At 64.0% G+C, this 22,338-nt stretch carries 16 protein-coding genes and 4 tRNA genes; 13 read left to right on the forward strand and 7 right to left on the reverse strand.

What is annotated here, in order from left to right:
* The 5 genes from hpnE to ABWP92_RS08635 form a co-directional block, all read right to left on the reverse strand.
* Positions 1-1,304, reverse strand: a 1,304-nt coding sequence (gene hpnE / locus ABWP92_RS08615) for a hydroxysqualene dehydroxylase HpnE (protein ID WP_353234966.1), incomplete at its 3' end; no start/stop codon positions are given.
* 22 nt (positions 1,305-1,326) lie between these two features.
* A complete protein-coding gene (hpnD, locus tag ABWP92_RS08620; protein ID WP_353234967.1) occupies positions 1,327-2,166 on the reverse strand; it encodes a presqualene diphosphate synthase HpnD in 840 nt (279 codons plus the stop codon).
* Positions 2,167-2,277: 111 nt separating this feature from the next.
* Positions 2,278-3,261, reverse strand: a complete 984-nt coding sequence (locus tag ABWP92_RS08625; RefSeq protein ID WP_353234968.1) for an ABC transporter substrate-binding protein — start codon at positions 3,259-3,261, stop codon at positions 2,278-2,280.
* 46 nt (positions 3,262-3,307) lie between these two features.
* Positions 3,308-4,954, reverse strand: a complete 1,647-nt coding sequence (locus ABWP92_RS08630; protein WP_353234969.1) for an ABC transporter permease — start codon at positions 4,952-4,954, stop codon at positions 3,308-3,310.
* A 19-nt stretch (positions 4,955-4,973) separates the two neighbouring features.
* On the reverse strand, positions 4,974-6,044 hold the full coding sequence (locus ABWP92_RS08635) for an ABC transporter ATP-binding protein (protein ID WP_353234970.1): 1,071 nt from the start codon (positions 6,042-6,044) through the stop codon (positions 4,974-4,976).
* A 266-nt stretch (positions 6,045-6,310) separates the two neighbouring features.
* On the opposite strand from ABWP92_RS08635, the gene ABWP92_RS08640 reads away from it, so the two are divergent.
* Entirely contained in the window at positions 6,311-7,210 is a 900-nt protein-coding gene (locus ABWP92_RS08640) for a LysR substrate-binding domain-containing protein (RefSeq protein WP_353234971.1), read from the forward strand.
* 2 nt (positions 7,211-7,212) lie between these two features.
* Positions 7,213-7,956 (forward strand): phosphoserine phosphatase SerB, encoded by a 744-nt coding sequence (gene serB, locus ABWP92_RS08645; protein ID WP_353234972.1) that lies wholly within the window; start codon positions 7,213-7,215, stop codon positions 7,954-7,956.
* Between the two features lie 12 nt (positions 7,957-7,968).
* On the opposite strand, the gene hpnC is transcribed toward serB, so the two are convergent.
* Positions 7,969-8,838 carry a squalene synthase HpnC gene (hpnC, locus tag ABWP92_RS08650; protein ID WP_353234973.1) on the reverse strand — a complete coding sequence of 290 codons (870 nt, stop codon included), beginning with the start codon at positions 8,836-8,838 and terminating at the stop codon, positions 7,969-7,971.
* Between the two features lie 145 nt (positions 8,839-8,983).
* Between hpnC and ABWP92_RS08655 the strand changes: the two genes are divergently transcribed.
* From ABWP92_RS08655 to ABWP92_RS08705, 11 genes are all read left to right on the forward strand, one after another.
* The gene (locus ABWP92_RS08655) at positions 8,984-10,168 is read left to right on the forward strand and encodes an efflux RND transporter periplasmic adaptor subunit (RefSeq protein WP_502907489.1); all 1,185 of its coding nucleotides are present in this window, start codon (positions 8,984-8,986) and stop codon (positions 10,166-10,168) included.
* Between the two features lie 15 nt (positions 10,169-10,183).
* On the forward strand, positions 10,184-13,348 hold the full coding sequence (locus ABWP92_RS08660) for an efflux RND transporter permease subunit (protein WP_353234975.1): 3,165 nt from the start codon (positions 10,184-10,186) through the stop codon (positions 13,346-13,348).
* Positions 13,349-13,488: 140 nt separating this feature from the next.
* A tRNA-Leu gene (locus ABWP92_RS08665) sits at positions 13,489-13,575 on the forward strand.
* A gap of 356 nt (positions 13,576-13,931) precedes the next feature.
* The gene (gene tig / locus ABWP92_RS08670; RefSeq protein WP_353234976.1) at positions 13,932-15,245 is read left to right on the forward strand and encodes a trigger factor; all 1,314 of its coding nucleotides are present in this window, start codon (positions 13,932-13,934) and stop codon (positions 15,243-15,245) included.
* Positions 15,246-15,493: 248 nt separating this feature from the next.
* Positions 15,494-16,102, forward strand: a complete 609-nt coding sequence (gene clpP, locus ABWP92_RS08675; protein WP_353234977.1) for an ATP-dependent Clp endopeptidase proteolytic subunit ClpP — start codon at positions 15,494-15,496, stop codon at positions 16,100-16,102.
* A gap of 198 nt (positions 16,103-16,300) precedes the next feature.
* The gene (clpX, locus tag ABWP92_RS08680; protein ID WP_353234978.1) at positions 16,301-17,566 is read left to right on the forward strand and encodes an ATP-dependent Clp protease ATP-binding subunit ClpX; all 1,266 of its coding nucleotides are present in this window, start codon (positions 16,301-16,303) and stop codon (positions 17,564-17,566) included.
* Positions 17,567-17,719: 153 nt separating this feature from the next.
* Entirely contained in the window at positions 17,720-20,158 is a 2,439-nt protein-coding gene (gene lon, locus ABWP92_RS08685; RefSeq protein WP_353234979.1) for an endopeptidase La, read from the forward strand.
* A 157-nt stretch (positions 20,159-20,315) separates the two neighbouring features.
* A tRNA-Gly gene (locus ABWP92_RS08690) sits at positions 20,316-20,391 on the forward strand.
* Positions 20,392-20,442: 51 nt separating this feature from the next.
* A tRNA-Cys gene (locus ABWP92_RS08695) sits at positions 20,443-20,516 on the forward strand.
* Between the two features lie 138 nt (positions 20,517-20,654).
* Positions 20,655-20,730, forward strand: a tRNA-Gly gene (locus ABWP92_RS08700).
* Between the two features lie 591 nt (positions 20,731-21,321).
* Positions 21,322-21,696 (forward strand): ferric uptake regulation protein, encoded by a 375-nt coding sequence (locus ABWP92_RS08705; protein ID WP_353234980.1) that lies wholly within the window; start codon positions 21,322-21,324, stop codon positions 21,694-21,696.
* A gap of 53 nt (positions 21,697-21,749) precedes the next feature.
* On the opposite strand, the gene ABWP92_RS08710 is transcribed toward ABWP92_RS08705, so the two are convergent.
* A partial coding sequence (locus ABWP92_RS08710) for a glutamine amidotransferase (RefSeq protein WP_353234981.1) occupies positions 21,750-22,338 on the reverse strand: 589 nt, incomplete at its 5' end.

A 22,338-nucleotide genomic window follows, 5' to 3' on the forward strand; every position in this document is an offset into this window, starting at 1 on the left:
TTGGAGCCATGCAGCACGGCTCCTTCGAGCGTGGCGGGATAGGGACCATCCACATAGTCGCCGCATGCCAGCAGGCCGGGCGCGATCTCCATGGAGGGGCGGACCAGGCCGGGCGTGCAGCAGAACGTGGCGCGCTTTTCGACGACCGTCTGCACATGCGCCAGCCCATCCATCGCCAGTTGCGCGGCTGCCTGCGCCAGCACCTGCCCGGCAAGCGCTTCGCGCTCGCCTTCGAACGCACTGACGACAAAGGCCAGCAATCCGGGCGGGCCGCCCAACTGCCCGCGGTCGAACACGAATTGCGCCGGCTGGCCCGCGCGCGGCCGCAGCGCGAGCATGGGCGCGGCCAGCCGTGCGGGATGGGTATCGCGCGTTTGCGCATACACCGTGGCGATGGCGGAGAAGCGCAGGACCTGCGCGGTTCGCGCCCAGGCATGCAGGCTGCAAGGGTGGGGATGGCGGCCCGCCGCCCCCTGCACCAGGCGCGCCGCTTCCAGGGGCGCGGTCGCCAGGATGACGGCGTCGAACGGCTGGCCGTCCACCAGCCAGCGGGCGTGTCCGTGCGCCGCCTGCGCGGGCTGCATGTCCTGCACGCGATGGCCGGACAGGACCTGGTGGCCGCGCGCCTGAAGCCAACGCGCGGCGGGGGCCGGAAAAAGCTCGCCGAGATCGACCCGGGGCAGCAGCATGTTGGAGCCGCCACGGCCGCTGAACAGGCTGTCCTGGATCACGCGCAGAAACACGCGGGCGCTCGATTGCGCCGCCACCGTGTTGAGAGCGGATACGCACAGCGGATCGATGAACTCGTCCATGAGCTTTCGCGGAAGGCCGCCGCAGATGTCCGCCACGCTGTCCGCGTCCGCGCACCGGAATCCCTCCAGCCGCCAGGCGGCGGCCCGCTTCAGCAGCGCGATGCGTTCCCCGGCCGACCAGCCGCGCGCGCGCGCAATGCCGATGAGCGCGTCCCAGGGCGGGGCGCAATCGGGCAACCGCAGGCCCGAGCCGTCGGCGTGGCGCAGCGACAGGGGCATGCGCAGCATGGCGGCATGCGGGTCCACGCCCACCTCGCGCATCAGCCGCAGGCATTCGCCATAGGCACCTATGAGGATGTGCTGGCCGTTGTCGAGAACCAAGGGGTTGCCCCGGGCATCGGCGCAGTGCACCGCGCGTGCGCGCCCGCCAAGCGTGCGCGCGGCTTCCATGACGGTGACGCCATGTCCGGCGCGGGCGGCGCCGAGCGCGGCGGCCATGCCGGCCCAGCCGGCACCGATGACGGCGACATTCTTCCTGCGTGACGGGTTCATGCGCGGAGGCGGGCGTTGGCGTTCACATGCGGCCCAGGGCCTGCATCTTCCACGCAAGCCACAGCTTGCGCAGGGGCGTGAGACTGATGCGCTGGTGCAGCACCTTGAAGTCTTCGGCCTCGATCTCGCGCAGCAGCGTGCGGTAGATGCTGGCCATCATGAGTCCGGGCTTTTGCGAGCGCCGGTCGGCGGCGGGCAGCATCGCCAGCGCCTCGTCGTACAGGCCGTGCGCGCGCTGCGCCTGAAAGCGCATCATCTTCGTGAAATTGTCCGAGTATTTCCTGTTCAGGATTTCGTGCGCCTTCACGTCGAATTGCTGGAGCTCCGACACCGGCAGGTAGATGCGGCCCCGCATGGCGTCTTCGCCCACGTCGCGGATGATGTTGGTGAGCTGAAAGGCCAGTCCGAGCTTGTGCGCGTACCCGGTCGTGGCCGCGTCGGTCTGCCCGAAAATCCTGGCCGAGACCTCGCCAACGACGCCGGCCACCAGGTGGCAATAACGGGCAAGGCCGGGAAAGTCCAGATACCGGGTCTGCTCCAGATCCATCTGGCAGCCCTGGATGATGGCCTGGAACTGGCGTTCCTCCAGTCCGTAGGCGGGCACATGCGGCATCACCGCCTGCATGACCGGATGCGTGGGTTTGCCGGCGAAGGCCTGGCTCACCTCGGACTGCCACCACGCGAGCTTGGTGCGGGCCACGCCCGGGTCGGAGACTTCATCGACCACGTCGTCCACTTCGCGGCAGAACGCATAGAACGCGGTGATCGCCGCACGTCGCTGCGCGGGCAGGAACAGGAAGGCGTAATAAAAACTGCTGCCCGAGCTGGCAGCTTTTTGCTGGACGTACTGTTCCGGATTCATATCCCGCGATTCTCCCATGTCCGCGGAGCATGCCCGGGTTCTCGAGGCCGCCGTTTCGCGGCCGGAATGCGCAAGGGCGGCATGAACGCCCTTGCGCCGCCATCAGCGGGATCAGCGCGCCTTGTTGACGGCGATGTTCCAGAGCGCAACCAACTGCTCGTATTCGGCGGATGCGGCATCCTGATCGAGCGGGAAGATCTTGATCGACTTCAGGTCGGGCAGGGTCGTGAGCTTGGACACCTGAACGTCGGTGCGCGTCGGGCGGCGGAAGTTCTTGACCAGTTCGGCTTCCTGCACTTCCTTGCTCATGAGCGCGTTGTACAGCGTTTTCGCCGCGTCCATGTTCTTCGCGCCCTTCACCAGGAACATGCCTTCCGGAGCGAGGTAGCTGCCTTCGCTGGGATAGACGAGCCTGATTTCCTTCTGTCCGCCGGCCACGTATTCCTGGGCGGCGTATTCGATGGTCAGGCCCACGGGATACTCTCCCGCCGCCACGCCCTTGTAGGTGCTGCCCGAGGAGGACGTCACGACCGCGTTGGCGGCGATCTTCTCGAGTCCGTCCTTGCCGAACTGCTTGAGCAGGCCGTACACCAGCATGTAGGCGGTGGCGCTTTTGCTCGGATCGGTGATGGCGAACTTGCCCTTCCACTCGGGCTTCATCAGGTCGGACCAGGTGGTGGGCGCGGCGCGGCCCTTGAGCTGGCGCTCGTTGACCATCATGACCATCACATGCACGTTGGTGCCGATCCACAGGTCATCCGGTCCGCGGAATTCCTTGGGGATGGCCTCGATGCCGGGCGCCTTGTACGGCTGCAGCAATTCCTTGTAGGCGCCCAGCGTGCCGAAGCCGCCGCTCCACAGCACGTCGCCGCGCGGGTTCTTGGCTTCCGCCTGGATGCGCTTCATGAGCGAGCCGGTGCCGCCGGTGACCTGCTGTACTTTCAGGTTGGGCGCGGTTTTCTTCACCACATCGAGCGCGGTCTCGATCGTCTCGGTATTGTTGGACGAATACAGCACCACGGTCTGCGCATGCGCCATGGCCGCGGCGAGCCCGAGGGCTGCGAGAGTGGTTTGCAAAAGGGCTTGGAGTTTCATGATGATGTCTCGCTCTTGTGGTGTGGTTGAGTGGAAGGAGAAAACGTCATTTGCTGGAGAAGAGATTGATCCGGAATACCTTGATCGACAGGAAGATCGGCACGAGGATCACCGTCACCAGCGCCGCGCCATAGGCCGACGCCAGGCCGAGACGTCCGCCATCGACCTGGCGGAAGATGGCGATCGGCATGGTCTCCAGTCCGCCGCTGTACACCACGACGGAGGCTGACAGCTCGGAGATCGTCGTCACCCACATCAGGATCGCGGCGGAAATCAGCGATGCCTTCATCGCCGGGAGCACCACCTTGAAGAACGTCATCAGCGGCGAGACGCCCAGGCTGATCGACGCTTCCTCAATGGATTCGGGAATGTTGAACAGCGTCGATGTGGCATTGCGCACGGCAAAGGGAAGGCGGCGCACGGCATAGGCCAGCACCATGATGCCCGACGTGCCGGCCAGCACCAGCCAGCCGGAGTTGAACGTCTGCACCAGCGCGATGCCCAGCACGGTGCCCGAGATGGTGAGCGGCAACACCACGATGTAGTCGAGCAGTTGCGTCGCCGCGTTGCGCTTCTTGATCGTCAGGTAGCTCACCAGGACCGCGAAGGCAACGCCGACGACTGTCGCGATGGACGAGTATTCCAGCGAGTTCAGGATCGGCTCGGGAGCATGGCGGATGGCGCGCGTGAGGCTGTCGAGCGACCAGCGCCCCCAGTGCATCACGGGCCCGCTGGTGGCGGTGAAGGCGGCGATGAAGACGACGGCGAGCGGCAGCAGGGATGCCAGGATGATCGCACTCACCGATCCGGTGAACAGCGCCGATGTCCAGGAGCGTACCCGCTGCGGCGCCGGAGCGCGGCCTTGCGTCATGGCGTAGATCTTGCGTTCCACCACGCGTTTTTGCACGAACAGCACCACGGCGACGATGCCGATGGACACCACGGACATCGCGCTTTGCAGCGCGGGGCTGCCGCCCATCTCGCTCACGAAGGTGTTGTAGGTCATCACCGAGAGCAGCGGAACCCGGCTGCCCAGCAACATGGACAACGCGAAGTTGCCGACCACCAGCGTGAACACCACCAGCGCGTTGACGAGCACGGCGGGAAGCATCACCGGCACCAGCACGCGCCATTTGGTGACCAGCGGCGAGGTTCCCAGGCTCAGCCCGGCTTCCTCCAGCGAGCCGTCGAAGCCGCGCAGCGCGGCGAGCACGCCCAGGTAGATGTAGGTGTAGTACACCAGCGTCATCGAGAAGATCATGCCCGTCCAGCCATAGAACGAAGGCAGCTCGATGCCGTGATCGGCGAAGAAATTGGTCAGCAGGCCATTGTTGCCCAGCACCAGCAGCCATGACTGGCCGACGATGATTTCCGGGATCACGATGGTGAGCACCGGCAGGACGGCGACCAGGTTCTTGAGGGGAAATTCGTACCTCGCCACCATGTAGGCGAACGGCACGCCGACCAGCACCGTGCAGAAGGTGACGCTGAACCCGAGGATCAGCGTGTTCCAGAATGCCTTCACGTATTCGGTGTCATCGAGCAGGGAGACGAAGGCCTGCAGCGAATAGCCGCCTTCGTCGTCGAGCACGCTGTTGCTGAACAGGACGCCCAGCGGATACAGCACGAAGAAGCCGAGCAGGACCAGACACACCAGTGTCAGGAATCCCCAGGGCCACCATTTGATTTTCATGATGCCGGGCTCCCGTGCGTCAGGCCGCGACGATGCGGCAGTCCGCGGGCACCAGCACCTGCACCCGGTCGCCCGCGTGGAAGTCGGCGACGGTGTTTCCCGCGTGCAGTTCGACACGGATCTCGGGGCCGGCGTCGAGCTGGATGCGGTAGGCCGTCTTGAAGCCGAGATACTGGCGGCGCAGCACCTGGCCGGACACGGTGTTTGGCACATGGGGAGCGGGGGCCATCAGCGACAGGTCTTCGGGCCGTGCGATCAGCACGCTTTCGTCGGCCAGGCGGCCCGCGCCGGCCACGCCGTTGAGCGTGCGGCCGGCGAGCTCATAGCGCACGTGGCTGGCGCCCTGCGCGGCTGGGCCGATCGTCACCTTGAGCACGTTGGCCGAGCCGATGAAGTCGGCCACGTAGGCATTGACGGGTGTGCCGTAGAGGTCCTCGGGCGTGCCCAACTGCGCAATGCGGCCGTGGTCCATGATGGCGATGCGATCCGACATGGCGAGCGCTTCCTCCTGGTCGTGCGTCACGAATACGGTGGTGATGCCGGCCTCGCGCACCAGGTCCAAAATCACGTCGCGCATCTGCAGGCGCATCTTGGCGTCGAGGTTGGACAGCGGCTCGTCCATCAGGAGCACGCGCGGGCGGATCACCAGGGCGCGCGCGAGCGCGACGCGCTGGCGCTGGCCGCCGCTCATCTGCGCGGGATAGCGGTCGGCCAGCGCGCCAAGGCCCACTTTCTCCAGCGCCTCGGTCACGCGGCGCGTGATCTCCGGCCTGGCGACCTTGCGCGCGCGAAGGCCGTAGGCCACGTTGTCGAACGCGGTCTTGTCGGGGAACAGCGCATAGTCCTGAAACACCATGCCGATGTCGCGGTGGTGGGTGGAAATGCGGGTCACGTCGTCTTTGTCGAACAGGAGCCTGCCGGCGTCCGGTTCATAGAAGCCCGCGATGCAGCGCAGCAAGGTGGTTTTGCCGCAGCCGCTGGGACCGAGCAGCGTGTAGAACGCCCCGTCCGGGATGTGCAGGGAGAGATTCTGCAGAACGGTGTTGCCGCCGAACTGCTTGACGATGCCGTCGATAGTGATGGATGCCATATGCGAACACGTTTTTGCGGGACCGCTCCCGCGCAGCGATGATAGAAAAATATCCGCCTGGACGGCCAGCGCTCATTTTTCGTGGCTGCTGTTAGTTTTTCTTATGGCTTGCTCCACTAAGATGTTTCGCCGCCGCGGATGGCTCGCCCATCCCTTTTCTGAATATCACCGTCATCGGGAAAGCCCGTAGTCCGTTGCCATCGCCCATGTTGGATGTGAACTCCCTGCTTCGAGCGGCTGCGCCCGTGCGTGTGGCGGACTGAGCCATGGCCAAGCGCACGCTGCCGCCATTGAAGACGCTGCGTGCGTTCGAGGCCGCCGCGCGCCACGCCAATTTCACGGCGGCGGCCGATGAGCTGAGCATTACCCACAGCGCGGTGAGCCAGCAGATCAGGCTTCTGGAGGAATACCTGGACCGGCCGCTGTTTGCCAGGGAAGCGCGTGGCGTCGTGCTGCTGCCGCACGCGCGCGCCTATTTTCAGGAGGTGCAGGCGTGCCTGGACCGCATCTCCACGGCAACGCATGCCGTCAAATCGCCCAGCGCGCCGCGCATTCTGCGTGTATGCACGACGCCGTCGCTGGCGATGAAGTGGCTGATTCCGCGCCTGTCGGAGTTCCAGGAATGGGAGCCCGGCGTGGATGTGCAGCTCACCACCGTGAATCGCCGCTTCATCGAACAGGCGGACGCATCCAGCGACGTCGTGATTCTCCGGTTTCCGCTGCAGCGCCCCGAGCACGCCTGCGTGCGGGTGATGGACGATTTCCTGATTCCGGTGGCGTCGCCGCGATTCATGCAGCGCCACGATCTGCGCGCGCCCGCCGACTGTCTGGGTCACCCGCTTTTGCAGGTCACGGGCTGCGTGGACGACTGGCCGCATTGGTTCGGCCTGGCGGGGCTGGAGGTGCCCACGCAATTGCCGGGGCCGATGTTCGACCATCATTTTCTCTGCGTGCAGGCGGCCATGAATGACCTGGGGATCGCGCTGGTCCCCTGGTGCATGGTGGAAGAAGACCTTCAGGGCGAGCGCCTGCGCACTCCGTTTGCGCAGCCGCGGCTGACGGGCGCGGGAGTGTATGCGCTCTACAAGACGGACGGCGCTGCCGCTGCCGCGGCGAAGCGCTTTGCGGACTGGCTGGCTGCAGTGGCCATGCACAAGGAAGGATAGGCATGAAGCCTGGCGATAGCGATGGTGGCGCCCTGGAATTGCGCGAGCTTTCCTCGGGCCTGTTCGGCCGGAATTTGCGGCTGCCCCTGCGCCTGCGGGATTTCCGCCTGATCGCGTTTGACATGGACTCCACGCTGGTGGCATCGGAGACCGTGGACGAGCTGGCGGATCTCGCCGGCTGCAAGGCCCGGATCGAAGCCATGACGCGCGCGGCCATGGCCGGCCCGAGGGTGGATTTCGAGCAGAATCTGCGCGAACGGCTGTCGCTGCTCGCCGGCGTGCCGGCCTCGCTGCTCGACCGCGTGCGGGATGAGCGCATGCCGTTGACGCAGGGCGCGCTCGAGCTGGTGCGGGCGTGCAGGGCGCATGGGCTGCGTTGCGTGCTGATCTCGGGTGGTTTCACCCGCTTTGCGGATTCGCTGGCCGAGCGCCTTGGTCTGGATGAAATCCACGCGAATGTGCTCGAAGTGGAGGCCGGCGTTTTCACGGGCCGCATCCTCGCCCAGCCCGGAAGGCGGTTCGTGGATGCCGCCGGAAAAAGGGAACGCCTGCTGGATGCATGCGCGCGCCTGGGCATATCGCCAGCGCAGTCCATCGCGGTGGGCGATGGCGCCAACGATCTTGCGATGCTCGATGCGGCGGGGCTTTCAGTGGCGTTTCATGCCAAGCCCGCTGTGCGGGACCGGGCGGGCGTGGCGATCGATTCGGGTGGGCTTGACAGGCTGCTGGAGCTGTTCGCGGATTGACGGGCGGCGCGGCTACATCCAAAGCGCCCGCCAGAGCATCACGGGCGCATCGGTCGGCCCGATCCTCGGGCGGCGTACGAGGCTTGCGCCCTGAAGCGCCTGCACCTTGTCGAGAATCCTCAACCCGCCCTGCACGACCAGGCGCAGTTCCCAGCCGGCGCGGCCTCTGAGCGAGCGCGCGAGCGGTGCGCCGGACATCATCAGCTCGCGGGCCTGCCGCGCGTTGTGCATGATGAGGGCGTCGGTCTGCGCGCTTCGCCGCAGCTCGGAGAGCGTGTCGCGCCGCACGTTGAATTGCGTGCAATCCGCATCGCTCAGGTAATGCCGCCCGCGCGGCAGATCGACGCTGAGGTCCTGCCAGAAATTGATGAGCTGCAGGGCGGAGCAGATCGCATCGCTTTGCTGCAGCGAGCGCGGGTCGCTCACGCCATAGAGGTGCAGCAGCAGGCGGCCCACCGGGTTGGCCGAACGGCGGCAGTAGTCGAGCAGTTCGGCCAAGTCGGCATAGGTGCGGCCATCGCGGGTGTAGACGATGTCCTGCATGAACGCATCCAGCAGATCGTCGAGCAGTTGAACGGGCAGGTCGTGCTCGCGCATCTGCGCCTGCAGCGGGGCAAACACCTGCGGCCAGCGCGGGTTTGGCGTCTCGCCGCGCGCGATCCGCTGGAGTTCGGTGCGATAGTCCGCCAGGTCCCGCAGGCGTTGCTCCGGCGTGCAGTCGCCTTCGTCGGCCAGGTCGTCCGCGGTGCGCGCGAAGCCGTAGATGGCGGCGATGGGTTCGCGCAGGTGTGGCGGGCAGAGCCAGGATGCGACGGGAAAGTTCTCGTAATGCGTGACGGGGGCTGCGCGGGCGGGCTCGGGCTGCCCGCAGGGCGTCTGCATTGATGGGTTCCGTGGGGGCTGGGAGGGGTTCACGCCCATATTGTCGCGCTTGACAAGGCGGCGGCTCCTCTCATAGATTACTAACCAGTCAGTCATTAATATTGAATGGAATGCTGCCATGAGCATGAGCACCGTGGATGCGCCGATGGGCCGGGGGGATCGAACAAGCAGATGGGTGCCTCGCGGCGATCGCCCGGCATGGGCGCGCGCGATCGCGCTGGCCGTGATTGTGTCTGCTGGCGTGGCGCTGGCGGGATGCTCGCGCAAGGAGCCGCAGCCCGAGCCGGTGCGCGCCGTGAAGCTGCTCACCGTGGGGGCCGCGCCACTGCATGCGCAGCTGGAATATTCGGCGGAGGTGCGCGCGCGGGTGGAGTCGCGCCTGGGATTTCGCGTGCCGGGCAAGATCGTGGAGCGCCAGGCGGAGCTCGGCCAGCATGTGAAGGCGGGCCAGCTTCTGGCGCAGCTTGATGCGCGCGACTATCAGCTTTCCGCGCAGGCCGCGCAGGCCCAGGTGAATGCCGCCCGGACGCAGCGTGATCTGGCGGCGGCGGATGTCCAGCGCTACAGCAAGTTGAAGGAGCAGAGCTTCATCAGCGGGGCCGAGCTGGAGCGGCGCGAGGCCTCGCTCAAGGCCGCCCAGGCGTCGCTGGACCAGGCCCAGGCGCAATTGGCGTCACAGGGCAACCAGGCGAGCTATACGCGCCTCGTTGCCGACGTGTCCGGCGTGGTCACCGGCATTGATGCGGAGCCGGGGCAGGTGGTTGCCGCCGGGACGCCGGTGGTGCGCATCGCGCAGGATGGTCCGCGCGACGCGGTGTTCTCGGTGCCCGAGGACAAGGTCGCGCAACTGCGCACCGGGCAGGAAGTGACGGTGCGGCCCTGGGCGGAGGGGGCGCCTCTCAAGGGAACGGTGCGCGAGGTGGCCGCCAGCGCGGATCCGGTCACGCGGACTTTCCTGGTCAAGGTCGCCATCGAGGGCGCGCAGGTTCCTCCGCTGGGCGCAACGGTATATGTGGAGCCCGGCGCGCTCGGGCGCGAAGGCATTCAGGCGCTGACGCTGCCGACGACCGCGCTGCGCCAGGAGGGGGGACAGACGGCGGTCTGGGTGTATGACGCGGCCAGCGGCAGCGTGCGCTCGCAGGTGGTGCGGATAGCCACGGCGGACGGCAATCAGGCGGTCATCGCGGACGGTCTCCAGCCCGGCATGCAGGTGGTCGCAACCGGCGTGCACGTGCTCTCGCCGGGGCAGAAGGTGACGGTGTACCAGCCCAGGAGCGCCAGCCCGCAGGAGACCGCGGCGCCCGGGGCATCGGCGGCCAGCGCCAACTGACGGATGGGGCCACGCATGTCCAGTACAGAAAAGCCGTCCGGCGAGTCCGAACCCAAAAAGCATTTCAACCTCTCGAAGTGGGCGCTCGAACACGCACCGCTCACGCGCTACCTGATGGTCGTGCTGATGCTGTTGGGCTTTGCTTCCTATTTCCAGCTCGGGCAGGACGAGGATCCGCCTTTCACCTTCCGCGCGATGGTGGTGCGCACCTACTGGCCGGGAGCCACGGCGCAGCAGGTCGCCGAACAGGTGACCGACAAGCTCGAGCGCACGCTGCAGGAGGTGCCTTATGCAGAGAAGATCCGCAGCTATTCCAAGCCGGGCGAGTCGCAGATCATTTTCGAGATCAAGGATTCTTCCAGGCCGCAGGATGTGGCCAACATCTGGTATACGGTGCGCAAGAAGATCGGCGACATGCGCTACACCTTGCCGGGCAACGTCCAGGGACCGTTCTTCAACGATGACTTCGGCGACGTGTATGGCGTGATCTACGCCCTGCGTGGCGACGGCTTCAGCTATGCGGAGCTCAAGGATTTCGCCGACGATGTGCGTCAACGGCTGCTGCGCGTGAAGGACGTCGCCAAGGTCGAGCAGTTCGGCGTGCAGGACGAGAAGATCTGGGTCGAGGTGTCCCAGAAGCGCCTCGCGCAGATGGGGCTCGACTTCAATGGCGTGCTGCAGCAGCTTGGCGCGCAGAACGCGGTGGAGAGCGCCGGCGCCATCAATACGCAGCTGGACGTGGTGCAGGTTCGCGTGGGCGGGCAGTTCGACAGCGTGGAGCAATTGCGCGCCATGCCGATCCGTGGCGGCAGCGGCAATCAGCTGCATCTGGGCGACATAGCCGAGGTGCGCCGCGGCTATGTCGATCCTGCATCGGTGAAGATGCGCTTCGACGGCCACGAGGTGATCGGCCTGGGAATCTCGATGATCAGGGGCGGTGACATCATCGCCCTCGGCAAGGCGCTGCGCGAGGCCACGCGGGAGATCGAGCCCACGCTGCCAGCCGGCGTGCACCTGGCGCAGGTGCAGGACCAGCCAGCCGCCGTCGCGGATTCGGTGAACGAGTTCGTGAAAGTGCTGATCGAGGCCGTCGTGATCGTGCTGGCGGTGAGCTTTGTCTCGCTGGGGCTGCACAAGGGCGGCCGCTTCGGCTGGCATATCGACTACCGGCCGGGGCTGGTGGTCGCCATCACCATTCCGCTGGTGCTGGCGGTCACGTTCCTGGTGATGAACTATTTCAACATCGGGCTGCACAAGGTCTCGCTGGGCTCGCTCATCATCGCGCTGGGGCTGCTGGTGGACGACGCCATCATCGCCGTCGAGATGATGGTGCGGAAAATGGAGGAGGGCTACGACAAGGCTCGGGCCGCGACGTTTGCCTATGACGTCACCGCCAAGCCCATGCTCACCGGAACGCTCATCACGGCGGCGGGATTCCTGCCGATCGGCATCGCCAAGTCGATGACGGGCGAATACACGTTTGCGATCTTCGCCGTGACCGTGATCGCGCTGGTGCTGTCCTGGCTGGTGTCGGTGTATTTCGTGCCCTACCTGGGCACCTTGCTCCTCAAGGTGAAACCGCACGACCCGAACGCGCCCCCGCATGAGCTGTTCGATTCGGCGTTCTATGGCTACTTCAGGCGCGCGGTGGGCTGGTGCGTGGATCACCGCTGGACCACGATCGCCGCGACCATCGCTCTCTTCGTGCTCGGTGTCCTGGGCATGGGAAAGGTGCAGCAGCAGTTCTTCCCGGATTCGATCCGCCCGGAAATCATTGTGGATGTCTGGTTCCCGGAGGGCACGTCGTTCGCGGCCAACGAAGAGGTCACCAAGCGCATCGAAAGGCGGCTGATGGAGCAGGATGGAGTCGCCAGCGTGGCAACCTGGGTGGGCTCGGGCACGCCGCGTTTCTATCTGCCGCTCGATCAGGTGTTCCCGCAGACCAACGTCTCGCAATTCATCGTGCTCTCCAGCGATCTGAAGGAGCGCGAAAGGATCCGGCTGCTGCTGCCCAGTCTGCTCGCGCAGGAATTTCCCGAAGTGCGTGGCCGCGTAAAGCTGCTGCCGGTTGGGCCACCGGTACCTTATCCGGTGCAGTTCCGCGTGATCGGCAGTGATCCGGAGCACCTGCGCCAGCGGGCGAACGAAGTCAAGAAGGTTCTTCGCGAGAACCCCCACATGCTTGGCGTGAACGACAACTGGAATGAATCCGTCAAGGTCATCCGCCTTGAAGTCGATCAGGCCAAGGCCCGCGCCCTCGGCGTGACCAGCCAGTCGATCGCGCAGGCATCGCGCACGATGTTCAGCGGTACGACCATCGGCCAGTATCGGGAAGACGACAGGCTCATCGAGATCGTGCTGCGCCAGTCTCCCGACGAGCGCGAAGCGATCTCGGACATCGCCAATGCCTACCTGCCCACCGCGAGCGGCAAGTCGATTCCGCTGACGCAGATCGCCAGGCCCGTGTTTACCTGGGAGCCTGGCGTGATGTGGCGCTGGAACCGCGACTACGCCGTCACCGTGCAGGGCGACATCGTCGAGGGGCTGCAGGGCGCGACCGTCACCAGCGAGCTGCTGCCGCAGTTGCGTGCCATGGAGTCCCGCTGGAAGGAGGAGGGCGGCCAGGACGTGCGCATCGAGGTGGCGGGCGCGGTGGAGGAAAGCAGCAAGGGTTCGGCGTCGATCGTGGCCGGTTTGCCGATCATGCTGTTCATCGTGTTCACACTGCTGATGCTGCAACTGCATAGCTTCAGCCGCGCGATGCTGGTGTTCCTGACCGGTCCGCTCGGCATCGCGGGCGTGGCGGCGGCATTGCTGCTTCTGAACAGGCCATTCGGATTCGTGGCGCTGCTGGGCGTGATCGCGCTGATGGGCATGATCCAGCGCAATTCGGTGATTCTGATCGACCAGATCGAACTCGACCGCGCCAAGGGCGTGGAGCCGCGCGAGGCCATCATCGAATCGGCGGTCCGGCGCATGCGTCCGATCGTCCTGACAGCGGCCGCCGCCGTGCTGGCGATGATTCCGCTCTCGCGCAGCGTGTTCTGGGGCCCGATGGCAGTGGCGATCATGGGTGGACTGATCGTTGCGACGGTCCTGACGCTGCTGGCGCTCCCCGCGATGTATGCCGCCTGGTTCCGGGTGGGCAAGCCTGCATCGCACGATGGGGCCGGGTCATGAAGCACGGGCCGCCGCGAAAATCGGAAAGGTCGAAAAGGCGTAAGACTCAGGATAGAATATAGGGCTTGGCCAGTTCCGTGGCCGCCCGGGATTCTGGCATGCCCAGAACCATGAATCGGGCCCGCGCGGAACCAGCAACCGCGCGGGTGGCGAAATTGGTAGACGCACCAGGTTTAGGTCCTGACGGTGGCAACACCGTGCCGGTTCGAGTCCGGCTCCGCGCACCACGATATGCAATGGATGGGGAAGGCGCCGCCGGATACGGCTGGCCGACGCTCCTCCGGGAGGCTGATTCCCCAAGGGGTATCAGCCTTTTTTGTTGTCCGCAGGCCCCACCGCCTCAGGTTTTACCGGGGAGCCGGTGCACAAGCGCTGGTTATAATCTTCCGTTTCCCGCAAACCAGGCCGGAATTCTTCCGGCTTTTTGGAGCGTGAAATCACCAGACAACCGATAGGTTATTGATTTACGCGGCTCGTCTCCTTCGGGGCGGGCCGCGCATGAACGTGAGACTTTGGCGGAACACGGTGCAGACTGCCTGCGCTGCAGTCGGCTCGGTCCACAGCCCTGACACTAGGAACTACCATGGCCGTAACTGTTGAAAATCTTGAGAAGCTCGAGCGCAAAATCACGCTGAGCCTGCCTGTTGCATCGATTCAGAGCGAGGTCGAATCGCGCCTGAAGCGCATGGCGCGCACCGTGAAGATGGACGGTTTCCGTCCGGGCAAGGTGCCGATGAGCGTCGTTGCCCAGCGTTATGGCTATTCCGTTCAGTACGAAGTGATGAACGACAAGGTTGGCGAGGCGTTCGCCCAGGCCGCCAATGAAGCCAACCTGCGCGTTGCCGGCCAGCCGCGCATCACCGAGAAGGAAGGCGCGCCGGAAGGCGAGATATCCTTTGACGCCGTGTTCGAAGTGTTCCCGGAAGTGAAGATCGGTGATCTGGCCTCCGCCGAGGTGGAGAAGGTTTCCGCCGAAGTGACCGATGCGGCCATCGACAAGACCCTGGACATCCTGCGCAAGCAGCGCCGCACCTTCGCGCAACGCGCCAAGGATGCCGGAGCCGAAGACGGAGACCGCGTGACGGTGGACTTCGAAGGCAAGATCGACGGCGAGACCTTCGCCGGCGGCAAGGCCGAGGACTTCCAGTTCCTGGTGGGCGAAGGCCAGATGCTCAAGGAGTTCGAGGACGCCGTGCGCGGCCTGAAGGCGGGTGAGAGCAAGACCTTCCCGCTGGCATTCCCCGAGGACTACCACGGCAAGGAAGTGGCGGGCAAGACGGCCGACTTCCTGGTCACTGTCAAGAAGATCGAGGCGGCTCACCTGCCCGAGGTGAACGAGCAGTTCGCCAAGTCGCTGGGCATCGCCGACGGTACCGTCGAAGGCCTGCGCAAGGACATCCGGACCAACCTGGAGCGCGAAGTGAAGTTCCGCCTGCAGGCCCGCAACAAGCAGGCCGTGATGGACGCGCTGGTGTCCAAGGCCGAGCTGGAGCTGCCCAATGCCAGCGTGCAAGCGGAAATCGGCCGCCTGCGCGAAGGCGCGATCGCCGACCTGAAGCAGCGCGGCATCAAGGACGCCGACAAGGCGGAGATTCCGGAGGACGTGTTCCGCCCGCAAGCCGAGCGCCGCGTGCGTCTGGGCCTGGTGGTGGCCGAACTGGTCAAGGCCAACAAGCTGGAGGCGACTCCAGAGCAACTGAAGGCCCACATCGACGAGCTGGCCGCCAGCTACGAGAAGCCCGAGGACGTGGTTCGCTGGTACTTCAGCGACCGCCAGCGCCTGGCCGACGTGGAAGCCGTCGTGATCGAAAACAATGTCACCAGCTTCGTGCTGGAAAAGGCCAAGGTCAACGACAAGGCCATCTCCTTTGACGACCTGATGGGCGCTCAGGCCTGATTTCATCAGGAGCCATCGGACTTGCCGCTATGATGGCCGGTGAGTCGAAACCATGACATGTGGGCTTGTACTTTGCTGTGCAAGCCCCATTTCATTTATGGTGTCTGGAATCGGGTCGGATATTTCTGATTCTGGACAGCACGGGCAAGCCCATTTTCTTGTTGATGGCTTCATGCGCTAACCTTGCGCCGAAGCGGCCGGCGAGGGCGGCTTCCCAAAGTACAGTATCCGTACGTCTGGAGAAATACATGAGTGCACTGGAAACACAGGCCCTGGGCATGATTCCCATGGTCGTCGAGCAGTCGGGCCGCGGAGAGCGGTCCTACGATATCTATTCGCGCCTCCTGAAGGAGCGCGTGATCTTCCTGGTGGGCGAGGTCAACGACCAGACCGCCAACCTTGTCGTGGCGCAGTTGCTGTTCCTCGAGAGTGAAAACCCCGACAAGGATATTTCCTTCTACATCAACTCCCCTGGCGGCAGCGTGACCGCCGGCATGGCGATCTATGACACCATGCAGTTCATCAAGCCCGATGTGTCCACGCTGTGCTGCGGTTTCGCGGCCAGCATGGGGGCGTTCCTGCTGGCTGCGGGGGCGAAGGGCAAGCGTTTTTCGCTGCCGAACTCGAAGATCATGATCCACCAGGTCCTGGGCGGCGCGCGCGGCCAGGCGACCGATATCGAAATCCATGCCCGCGACATTCTCCGCACCAAGGAGCAGATGAATCGCATCCTGGCCGAGCGCACGGGGCAGGACTACGAAAAGGTCAAGGCCGATACCGAGCGGGACTATTTCATGACCGCTCCAGAAGCCAGGGACTATGGCCTCGTGGACGAGGTCATCTCCAGGCGTCCCTGACCGGCTGATGGCTGATCCCGGCGGTATTGGCGGAGCAGCCGCCACCGGGACAGGGTGCGTCACCGGGCTCCGAGGCGGATGGTTTTGGGCGCGGCCGTTTCACGTGCGCGTCAAAAACCACAAAAAGCACCGGGAGAAACGCCGTTTCTCATTTCGTTATCATCAGACTTAAGTTCCTTGTCATAAGGCATTGTTTCCATGGCCGAAAAAAAAGGCTCTTCCAGCGAGAAAAACCTCTACTGCACCTTCTGCGGCAAAAGCCAGCACGAGGTGAAGAAGTTGATCGCCGGCCCGTCGGTGTTTATCTGCGACGAGTGCATTGATCTGTGCAACGAAATCATCCGTGACGAGCCTCAGGCGGGCGACGGTGGCCGCGAGGGTCGCGGCGATCTGCCCGCGCCAGCGGAGATCAAGGCGAACCTCGACAACTACGTGATTGGCCAGGAAAAGGCCAAGCGCACGCTGGCCGTGGCCGTCTATAACCACTACAAGCGCTTGCGCCACAAGGATCGCGCGGGCAAGGACGATGTCGAGCTCTCCAAGAGCAACATCCTGCTGATCGGCCCCACGGGTTCGGGCAAGACGCTGCTGGCGCAGACACTGGCGCGCCAGCTGGACGTGCCATTCGTGATGGCCGACGCGACCACGTTGACGGAAGCGGGCTACGTGGGCGAGGACGTCGAGAACATCGTGCAGAAGCTGCTGCAAAGCTGCAACTACGATGTGGAGCGTGCGCAGCGCGGCATTGTCTACATCGATGAAATCGACAAGATCTCGCGCAAGAGCGACAACCCCAGCATCACCCGCGACGTGTCGGGCGAGGGCGTGCAGCAGGCGCTGCTCAAGCTCATCGAAGGCACGATGGCCAGCGTTCCGCCGCAAGGCGGGCGCAAGCACCCGAACCAGGACTTCCTGCAGATCGACACGACCAACATCCTGTTCATCTGCGGCGGCGCGTTTGCGGGCCTCGAGAAGGTGATCGAGAACCGTACGGAAGCCTCCGGCATCGGCTTCGGCGCCACGGTCAAGAGCAAGAAGCAGCGCTCCATCTCCGAGGTGTTCCAGGAAATCGAGCCTGAAGACCTGATCAAGTTCGGGCTGATTCCCGAACTGGTGGGCCGTATGCCCGTTGTCACATCGCTCGCCGAGCTGAGCGAGGACGCGTTGGTGCAGATCCTGACCGAGCCCAAGAACGCGCTGGTCAAGCAGTACAGCAAGCTGCTCGCCATGGAGGGCGTGGAGCTGGAGATCCGTCCCGCTGGCCTGAAGGCCATCGCACGCAAGGCGCTGGCCCGCAAGACCGGCGCGCGCGGACTGCGCTCGATCATGGAGCAGGCTTTGATCTCCACCATGTTCGACCTGCCGACGACCGATAACGTGGAAAAGGTGGTGGTGGATGAATCCACCATCGAAGAAGACAAGCCGCCGCTGCTCGTGTACCGCGAGACGGCCAAGAAAGCCTGAGCCCGATTTTCGCGGGGAGGCAGGCGTCGTGCGCGCACAGCGCATGCGCAGTCAGAGACCGTGACCCGCCGCGGCAGTGCAAAAGCCTGCCGTGCGGCGGGTTGAAAATGAAACCCGCGGCCTCAACTCCAGGGTGCTATTAAAGGATTTTGCATGTCCGGAAACACTCCACTTCCCGCAACCCCCATCGACTTGCCGCTGCTGCCGCTGCGCGATGTCGTGGTGTTCCCCCATATGGTCATTCCATTGTTCGTGGGACGCCCCAAGAGCATCAAGGCCCTGGAGCTGGCGATGGAAGCCGACCGCCGCATCATGCTGGTGGCGCAGAAGACAGCAGCCAAGGACGAGCCTTCCGTGGAAGACATGTTCGAGGTGGGCTGCGTATCGACCATCCTGCAGATGCTGAAGCTGCCCGACGGCACCGTGAAGGTGCTGGTCGAGGGGCAGCAGCGCGCCAGGGTGGACTCCATCAGCGACGCGGAAACGCATTTCTTCGCGAACGTGACGCCGATGGAAACACCCGTGGCCGACGATCCTCAATCGAGCGAGATCGAGGCGCTGCGCCGTGCCGTGATGCAGCAGTTTGACCAGTACGTCAAGCTCAACAAGAAGATTCCCTCCGAGATCCTCACCTCGATTTCCAGCATCGACGATCCGGGCCGCCTGGCCGACACCATCGCCGCGCACCTGCCGCTCAAGCTCGAGAACAAGCAGCTGGTGCTGGACATGGCCGACGTGAAGGGGCGGCTGGAAAACCTGTTCGAGCAGCTCGAGAGGGAAGTCGACATCCTCAACGTGGACAAGCGTATCCGGGGCCGCGTCAAGCGCCAGATGGAAAAGAACCAGCGCGACTTCTATCTGAACGAGCAGGTCAAGGCCATCCAGAAGGAGCTGGGCGAAGGCGAGGAAGGCGCGGACATCGAGGAGATCGAGAAGAAGATCAAGGCCGCGCGCATGCCGCAGGAGGCGCGCAAGAAGGCAGAGGGCGAGCTCAAGAAGCTCAAGCTCATGTCGCCGATGTCCGCCGAGGCGACCGTGGTGCGCAACTACATCGATGTGCTCACCGGCCTGCCCTGGAGCAAGAAGACCAAGATCAAGCACGACCTGCAGTTCGCGGAGGATGTGCTCAATGAAGACCACTACGGCCTTGAGAAGGTCAAGGACCGTATCCTTGAATACCTCGCGGTGCAGCAGCGTGTCGACAAGGTCAAGGCGCCGATTCTGTGCCTCGTCGGCCCACCGGGCGTGGGCAAGACCTCTCTGGGCCAGTCGATCGCCAAGGCCACGGGCCGCAAATACGTCCGCATGGCGCTTGGCGGCATGCGCGACGAAGCGGAGATCCGCGGCCATCGCCGCACCTACATCGGCGCCATGCCGGGCAAGGTGCTGCAGAGCCTGAACAAGGCGGGCACGCGCAATCCGTTGTTCCTGCTCGACGAGATCGACAAGCTGGGCATGGATTTCCGTGGCGACCCGTCATCGGCGCTGCTGGAGGTGCTGGACCCCGAGCAGAACAACAAGTTCGCCGATCACTACGTGGAGGTGGACTTCGACCTGTCGGACGTGATGTTCGTGGCGACCTCGAATTCGATGAACATCCCGCCCGCTCTGCTCGACCGCATGGAAGTCATCCGCCTGGCCGGCTATACGGAAGACGAGAAGACCAACATCGCCATGAAGTACCTGCTGCCCAAGCAGATGGAAAACAACGGCCTGCAGGCGCAGGAGCTGGAAGTGCAGGAAAGCGCGGTGCGCGACATCGTGCGTTACTACACGCGCGAAGCCGGCGTGCGCTCGCTGGAGCGTGAAATCTCCAAGATCTGCCGCAAGGTGGTCAAGCAGCTGCTGCTCAAGCAGGTCGAGCCGCAGGTGAAGGTCAATGCCGAGAACCTCTCGGAATACCTGGGCGTGCGCAAGTTCAACTACGGCCACGCGGAAAAGGAAGACCAGGTGGGTCAGGTCGTCGGACTGGCATGGACCGAGGTCGGTGGTGATCTGTTGACCATCGAAGTGGCCACCATGCCGGGCAAGGGAGTGGTCACGCGCACCGGCTCGCTGGGCGATGTGATGAAGGAGTCGGTCGAGGCAGCTCGCACCGTTGTGCGCAGCCGTGCTCATCGGCTGGGCATCAAGGACCAGGTGTTCGAAAAGCGCGACATCCACATCCACGTGCCTGACGGCGCAACCCCCAAGGACGGCCCGAGCGCTGGTGCCGCGATGACCACCGCGATGGTGTCCGCGCTGACCGGCATCCCGGTGCGAGCCGACGTCGCCATGACGGGTGAGATCACCCTGCGCGGAGAAGTCACGGCCATCGGTGGCCTGAAGGAAAAGCTGCTGGCCGCGCTGCGTGGCGGCATCAAGACCGTGCTCATCCCCGAAGAGAACGTCAAGGACCTGCAGGAGATTCCTGACAACGTCAAGAGCGGCCTGGAGATCGTGCCCGTCAAGTGGATCGACAAGGTGCTGGAAGTGGCGCTGGTTCGCCAGCCCGTTCCTTTGACGGACGAAGAGATCGCTGCGGCGGCCACGGCGGCCGCCGCCACGCCCGCCGCGAATCCCGCGGAACAGCAGGGCTCGGTCAAGCACTGAGGCAGCAATGAAATCTGCGGCGGGCGAGGCGCCGCCAACGCCCGTTTGCAGATTTTTTTGAAAAAAATGCAGTTTTGGTTGGAAGGCCAAAAAACTGCGCTACAATTCATTCCATCGCAGCGAATCACGGTATATACTGTGAGGCTTAGATAAAAATGCGGGAATAGCTCAGTTGGTAGAGCGCAACCTTGCCAAGGTTGAGGTCGACGGTTCGAGACCGTTTTCCCGCTCCAGTTTCTCTGGTGGGTTGATCGATGGATCAGTCCGCTGCCGGAAGCAGTCACGGCGCGGTAGCAAAGCGGTTATGCCCCGGATTGCAAATCCGGTTAGTCCGGTTCGACTCCGGACCGCGCCTCCAGGTTTGAAGGCAATGGAATGGCGATGGCCGTTCCTTCTGTTGAAGATGGAAGTTCCAAGAGTTTCGCGGAGCTTCTGACGGCGGCAGTAAATGTGATAGAATTCGATCTCTTGATTCGCAGGAATCGAGAGAGAAAATGCGGGAATAGCTCAGTTGGTAGAGCGCAACCTTGCCAAGGTTGAGGTCGACGGTTCGAGACCGTTTTCCCGCTCCAGTTCAGGTATGCATGGGGTTTGAATATCCATGTGTGCAGGCAAAAAAGGAGCTTAGGCTCCTTTTTTCGTTTCCGGCAGGGCAATCCCCGGGAATCGCATACGCATGCTCGTCTGGCGGGGGCGCAGCCGGGACTCGTTCGAACACGAGTCCGTTGCCCAAGAAACCACAGGCACGGGTATCGGTTGGAGATATCTCTCTCCATGCCGTCCTTCATCAGTTCGTCGCACAGCGAAGTCTCTGTCCTCTCACACGCCACCACGGCTGACTGCCAGGTTGGCTGCCGGGTTGGCTGCGCCGCTGCGGATATCTGTATCCAATGTTCAAAGTGATGTTATTAAATGAGAATCATTATTCTTTAAGGTACAATGCAATCCAATCGGGAACAGGGCGATGCCCCGGTTCTCATTCAGAGTTTCATCGTGGGGCGATCCGAGGTATTCATACCTCCAAGGTCGTTTTTGCTAGCCATCGGTTTTCCGGCCAGCCATGCTTTTTTTCCCATGATCCGACGCAATGGCACCTTGCGGCCAATGGAGCAGTGTTTCCGCGCATGGAACAAATAGACCGGCTCAAGGATACGGGCTTGAAAATGACATTGCCTCGCATCAAGGTGCTGGAATTGTTCCAGCGCAGCGAGCGCAGGCATCTCACGGCCGAGGATGTGTATCGCCAGATGGTGGAGCTGGGCATGGACCTGGGGCTTGCCACGGTCTACCGCGTGCTCTCGCAGTTCGAGCAGGCGGGCATTCTCAAGAAAAGCCAGTTGGGCGCGGGCCGCGCGATCTATGAGCTTTGCGACGGCGAGCCGCGCCATGGACATCTGGTTTCGCTGACCGACGGTCAGGTGCATGAATTCTTCGATCCGCAGATAGAGGAGCGCCTGGCTGCCATCGCGCGGGAGCGCGGACTGGAGATCGCGGACTATGTGATGACCGTTTTCGCGCGGCCGCTTTCCCAGCCGTGAGCTATCGAGGGCCCGTCGGGAGTGGCTGTACGATCGCCTTGCGCAGCGATGGTCTATCCATCCTCTAGCTGGTCCAGCCATGCACCGAATACCGCGCGCGCGGCCAGGGACAGTTCAAGGCCGTGTTTCGCGCAATCGCGCCGAAGGGCTCGGGGATCGATGCCATGGGCCGCCAGCTCGTGTGAATGCCCGATCAGCCAACGCTCGATGTGCGTGGGGTTGGCTTCCAGATGGAATTGCAGGCCCAGTATCCGAGGCCCGAATGAGAATGCCTGGTTCGGGAAATCGTCCGTCTGCGCCAGCCGGACCGCGCCTGGCGGGATGGTGAACTGGTCTCCGTGCCAATGGAGCACGGGTGTCGAACCCACCTCGCGCAACACGGATTCCTGCCCTTCGCGGGTGAGCGTCAAGGGCGCATAGCCGATTTCCACCTTCCCGGTGGGCGCCACGCCGGCTCCGAGCGCGCGGGCCATGAGTTGCGCCCCAAGGCAAATGCCGAGTGTCGGCTTGTCCTGGGCCAGGCGCGCGGCGATGGCCTGCTGCTCTTCGGCCAGGAATGGGTAGCGATCCGTTTCGTACACACCGATGGGGCCACCGAGTATCACCACCAGCTTCGCGTCAAGCAGGGCTTGCGCATCCAGC

The sequence above is a fragment of the Diaphorobacter ruginosibacter genome (assembly GCF_040396215.1).
In the GTDB taxonomy this organism is placed as follows: domain Bacteria; phylum Pseudomonadota; class Gammaproteobacteria; order Burkholderiales; family Burkholderiaceae_C; genus Diaphorobacter_A; species Diaphorobacter_A ruginosibacter_A.

Bases quoted from the DNA above. Each gene is read 5' to 3' on its own strand.
- ABWP92_RS08630 (WP_353234969.1), bottom strand. From the start codon at position 4,954: ATGAAAATCAAATGGTGGCCCTGGGGATTCCTGACACTGGTGTGTCTG.
- hpnC (WP_353234973.1), bottom strand. From the start codon at position 8,838: ATGCAGACGCCCTGCGGGCAGCCCGAGCCCGCCCGCGCAGCCCCCGTC.
- tig (WP_353234976.1), top strand. From the start codon at position 13,932: ATGGCCGTAACTGTTGAAAATCTTGAGAAGCTCGAGCGCAAAATCACG.
- clpX (WP_353234978.1), top strand. From the start codon at position 16,301: ATGGCCGAAAAAAAAGGCTCTTCCAGCGAGAAAAACCTCTACTGCACC.
- serB (WP_353234972.1), top strand. From the start codon at position 7,213: ATGAAGCCTGGCGATAGCGATGGTGGCGCCCTGGAATTGCGCGAGCTT.
- clpP (WP_353234977.1), top strand. From the start codon at position 15,494: ATGAGTGCACTGGAAACACAGGCCCTGGGCATGATTCCCATGGTCGTC.
- hpnD (WP_353234967.1), bottom strand. From the start codon at position 2,166: ATGAATCCGGAACAGTACGTCCAGCAAAAAGCTGCCAGCTCGGGCAGC.
- ABWP92_RS08635 (WP_353234970.1), bottom strand. From the start codon at position 6,044: ATGGCATCCATCACTATCGACGGCATCGTCAAGCAGTTCGGCGGCAAC.
- ABWP92_RS08660 (WP_353234975.1), top strand. From the start codon at position 10,184: ATGTCCAGTACAGAAAAGCCGTCCGGCGAGTCCGAACCCAAAAAGCAT.
- ABWP92_RS08625 (WP_353234968.1), bottom strand. From the start codon at position 3,261: ATGAAACTCCAAGCCCTTTTGCAAACCACTCTCGCAGCCCTCGGGCTC.
- ABWP92_RS08640 (WP_353234971.1), top strand. From the start codon at position 6,311: ATGGCCAAGCGCACGCTGCCGCCATTGAAGACGCTGCGTGCGTTCGAG.
- lon (WP_353234979.1), top strand. From the start codon at position 17,720: ATGTCCGGAAACACTCCACTTCCCGCAACCCCCATCGACTTGCCGCTG.
- ABWP92_RS08705 (WP_353234980.1), top strand. From the start codon at position 21,322: ATGACATTGCCTCGCATCAAGGTGCTGGAATTGTTCCAGCGCAGCGAG.
- ABWP92_RS08655 (WP_502907489.1), top strand. From the start codon at position 8,984: ATGGGCCGGGGGGATCGAACAAGCAGATGGGTGCCTCGCGGCGATCGC.